The sequence below is a fragment of the Nonomuraea sp. NPDC049784 genome (assembly GCF_040659615.1).
Classification (GTDB): domain Bacteria; phylum Actinomycetota; class Actinomycetes; order Streptosporangiales; family Streptosporangiaceae; genus Nonomuraea.
The window spans coordinates 1-3,296 of sequence record NZ_JBFAMX010000873.1 but is presented as its reverse complement, the minus strand read 5'-3'; the positions used below and the strand labels follow the sequence as shown (position 1 = coordinate 3,296).

Sequence of the window (3,296 nt, the reverse complement as noted above, 5' to 3'; positions counted from 1 at the left end):
GCCCACTGCGCGACGGTCAAATCACCCCGACCCACACAAAGATCGTCTCGGAAGTGGACCACCCAGGTGATCCACTTCTGAAACAGGCCCTAGAACTGGAGCCGCACATCTTCGGCTATCAAGGAGAAGCACTTCATGGTTTCGCGTCAATCGACAGCCGTGCGCGTCGTCTCGGCGACATGCGCGGCGTTGGCCCTGAGCGTGTCCGCGCCCGCCGTCGCCGCGACGGACAACGCCTCCGTCAAGGTTGGGGACGTGCAGAAGGCGATGGAAGCCCTAGTGAAGACGGGCCACGTGGTGGGCGCCATCGGCGAGGTGTACGTGGACGGCAAGCGGGTCGCGAAGGGATCGGCCGGATCCCGGCTGCTCAACGGCGAAGGCGGCAAGATTCCCTCCACCGCTCGCTACCGCATCGGCTCACAGACCAAGCAAATGACCGCCACCGTGGTCATGCAACTCGTGCAGAGAGGCAAGCTGAAGCTGGACGACAAGCTCAGCAAGGTGCTCCCCGAGGTGGCGGAGAAGGACCTGGTGGAGCGGGCCGACGAGATCACCGTACGCAACCTGATCCAGCACACCTCGGGCGTCCCCGAGTCCTTCAGCCCCGACATCGACGCGCTCGACACCACGGTCACGTATCGTGCCATCGATCTGGTGGCCGCGTCCCGCACGCAGCAACGGCCATCGGAGATCGGGACCTTCAACTACTCCAACACCAACTACATCCTGCTCGGCATGATCGTCGAGAAGCTGACCGGGCATCCACTGGCGACCGAACTCAAGCGGAAGATCTTCACCCCGCTGGGCATGCGGGACACCTACCTGCCGGTCAAGGGCTCCGAGGGGATCAAGGGCCCGCACGGGCACGGCTACATGGTGAATGAGAAGGGCGCGGTGGTCGATGTCGACAAGCTCAATGCCACCGCCATGCTGGGCGCCGGCGGCGTGATCTCCACCGCGCACGACATGAGCGCCTTCCTGCGCGCCTTCAACCAGGGCAAGCTCCTGCCGGCGTCCCTGAGCAAAGTGATCACCGAGCGGCCCGGTATGCCGCCGCTGCCCGGGGGCGGCCCGTGCGCCGGCAACCCTGAGTTCGGCCCGAGAAATGACGGCAGCGCTCCCGGCTTCATCTCCACGACCTTCGCCTCCTCCGACGGCCGCCTGCAGTTCGCCGTGTCCATGACACTGGCCATGGACGATGACGAGCGCTTGACCGCAGGCCGGCCCCTCGGCGACGCCCTCACGTCGGTGTTCTGCCCCGCATCTGCCTCATAGCACCGGCGGTAATCCTGGGAGCCGCGACGCAGGCTCCCCGCCGGTCGCGCGCCACGGCCCTCGTAGGTCGCAGCGGTCAGATTCGCCTCAGCCGCCAGCGGGCTCCTCCGGTATACGCACGTTCACCGCTACCTCCGGTCGCCAACGCTGGAAGGCCTGGCGCCATCTGCCGGAACGCCAGCTCCCAGGGGATCACGATCCTCATGGCGCACGGTGAGGCACGGCACACGCCACAAGGCGGACGATGCCCGCAAGTTGGCGGACAGGCGCGCACGCTGATCTTGTCATTTAAGTTCTGATCTTCGCGTTGGTGTCGTTTGGCCGCGAAACGGCACCTCAGTTGCATAACGGATCGTGCCAGTTCGGGGGATGCTGCCTGGTGACAGCGCCATCTGTCGCGATATGCCGCGAGCGCTCCCGGGCGACATACACGGGATGAGCGCGATCTCCGTGATGATCGAGCTCCGCGCCGCCCATCCTGATCAGGAATGTCCTGATCAGCCGCTACCCTGTCGTCTCCACTTATCGAGAGGGAAGCGCATGAGTCCAGTTACGCCCGATATGATCAACTACTACATGCAGCTCCTCAAGGATCTGAACCGAGTGGATCCCTACATCAACGACGCGATGTTCTGGATGGTGGTGCGCGGCCGTGAGGAGCCCCTCACGGCCGCCGATGTCGCCCGTCGGCTGGGTGCCGACCCCGGCACGAAGACTCCCCGCACGCTGCTGCCGACAGGGGAATGGGAGGGTGTCGTCCTGGAACAGAGCGACCACGGTGTAATCGTGCTGGCGGACAACGCCTATCCCAGTGACCCCGACATCTGGGCCCGCCTGACCGAGAACGCGCAGGCGTGGGGTTTCTGGTGGCTGGCCAACAACGCCCACGAGCTGTTCTATGCGGCCGACGGCGTTCTCGTCACCTCGGTCAACATGTCGTCGTTTCCTCATTCCCTGGAGTGCTTCGGCCAGGACCCTGCCGCACTCGATGACTATCTGGGGGCCTGGCGGGCGCTGGGGGCACGGATTAAGGCCGATGACCAGGCGGGCGTGACACCCGCCGCGCCCTATCCTGACTGGGAGACTGCACTGGCGACCGTTGAGGCGTTGACCGGCGTGCGCTTGGACGTCGACCGGTTTACCCGGGAGCAACTGGCTGTCGTCCTGCCTTCCGGCCTGGGGTGATCAGGCCTGACCTTGGTCCGCCCGGCCAGCTTGCGAACGAGGCTGCTGGGCTCGCCCGCCTGAGGGCGCTACCCATCCAGTCGACGCCGACATCGAGGTCTCCCGACGAGACCGGCTCGGCGGCCTCCTACATGAGTACGCCCAGGTCGCATGAGGCGACACGATATTCGGCACCCACAGGCTCCGCTGGGACGCGTGACCGTCCGCCCCGAACCGGGATCAGTCGAACAGTATCGTCACGTCCAAGCCGCCCTTGGCGCGTGGAAGGGCCGTCAGCCGGGCGCCGTGCGCCTCGGCGACGGCCCGGACGATCGCCAGGCCCAGTCCGTGGCCGTCGGCCGTGTGGGTGCGTGGGGCGCCGAGCCGCTGGAACGGCTGGAAGAGCCGCCGCAGGTCCTGCGGCCGGATGGGCGGGCCGGTGTTGCCGATCGTCAGGCGGGCGCGGTCGCCGGTGAGGCCGGTGGCGATGGTGACGTGTCCGTCGGGAACGTTGTGGTGGAGCGCGTTGTCGACCAGGTTGCCGATCATGCTGGCGATCAGGTCGGGGTCACCGCTGACGGGCGCGAGGTCCAGCGACGTACGAACCGTGACCGTTCGCCCGGCGGCCTCCGAGCGGCGCGACGACACCACCTGCTCGGTGACCTCGGCCAGGTCGACCAGCTCCCGGTGCTCGATGCCCTTCTCTCCTTCGGCCAGCGTGAGGAGGGCGCCGATCAGGCGTTCCTGCCGAGCTCCGAGAGCGAGTGCCTCCTCACAAGCGGCCCGCAGGCTCGCCTCACCCCCCTCGGGGTCGGCGAGCGCGACCTGGAGCACGGCGCGCTGACCGGCCAGCGGGG

3 protein-coding genes are annotated in these 3,296 nt (G+C 67.0%); 2 read left to right on the top strand and 1 reads right to left on the bottom strand.

Features of this window, described 5'->3' with window-relative positions; genetic code table 11:
• The first annotated feature begins 135 nt into the window (after positions 1-135).
• Both AB0J09_RS60200 and AB0J09_RS60195 read left to right on the top strand, forming a co-directional pair.
• Complete coding sequence (locus AB0J09_RS60200; protein ID WP_360712746.1) at positions 136-1,275, top strand: serine hydrolase domain-containing protein; 1,140 nt, start codon at positions 136-138, stop codon at positions 1,273-1,275.
• A 561-nt stretch (positions 1,276-1,836) separates the two neighbouring features.
• The gene (locus AB0J09_RS60195; protein ID WP_360712744.1) at positions 1,837-2,460 is read left to right on the top strand and encodes a hypothetical protein; all 624 of its coding nucleotides are present in this window, start codon (positions 1,837-1,839) and stop codon (positions 2,458-2,460) included.
• Between the two features lie 219 nt (positions 2,461-2,679).
• Here AB0J09_RS60195 and AB0J09_RS60190 read toward each other — a convergent pair.
• A partial coding sequence (locus tag AB0J09_RS60190) for an ATP-binding protein (RefSeq protein ID WP_360712741.1) occupies positions 2,680-3,296 on the bottom strand: 617 nt, incomplete at its 5' end.

Excerpts from the sequence above, each read along its gene's own strand:
- AB0J09_RS60200 (WP_360712746.1), top strand. The coding sequence starts at position 136 with ATGGTTTCGCGTCAATCGACAGCCGTGCGCGTCGTCTCGGCGACATGC.
- AB0J09_RS60195 (WP_360712744.1), top strand. The coding sequence starts at position 1,837 with ATGATCAACTACTACATGCAGCTCCTCAAGGATCTGAACCGAGTGGAT.